We start from the raw sequence: 590 nt of genomic DNA, 5'->3' as shown, positions 1-590 counted from the left end.
AACCACATACGATGGCTTTGATGTTGACCGAATTTATCGCTGGGGCTATCTGGCCGTTCGATTTATGTTCGAGCGACATAAAGATGATGTAAACCAAATGCTGGTGGAAACACGCCAAGGTAATTGGAGCAATTACAAGGCGACCATCAATCAATGGGCAAACCTATACCAGAGCGAGTTTGAACAGTGGCAACAGTCATTGGTTTCAGGTGGCGCTCCTAATGCAGTAATAACCGCAAACAATGAGGGAAAAGTCGGTGAAAGCATTACATTCAGCAGTGAGAACAGTACGGATACAGACGGGCAAATCGTCAGTGTGTTGTGGGACTTCGGTGATGGCACGGCCAGCACACAAACCCAGCCGACGCACCAATATGGGAGTGAAGGTCAGTACACGGTCAGTTTAACAGTGACAGATAATGACGGTTTGACAGCAATCGCGACCCACAATGTGACAATTTCGGCGACTGGCGGTAGTAGTACGCTTCCTCAAAATTGCGCGGTACAAAGCAAAGTGAGTGGTGGTCGTTTAAATGCTGGCGAGACTGTCTGTTTGTCAAATCAGCAAACCATTTGGCTGAGTGTTCCGG

At 48.0% G+C, this 590-nt stretch carries 1 protein-coding gene; it reads left to right on the top strand.

Annotation, left to right across the window (positions count from 1 at the left end; translation table 11 throughout):
- The coding region (locus R7R24_RS28755) for a PKD domain-containing protein (RefSeq protein WP_318120464.1) at positions 1-590 on the top strand (590 nt) is incomplete at both ends.

The sequence above is a fragment of the Vibrio sp. 704 genome, assembly GCF_033339295.1.
The sequence above is the reverse complement of the archived record's forward strand: the minus strand, read 5'-3'. Positions and strand labels throughout refer to the sequence as shown.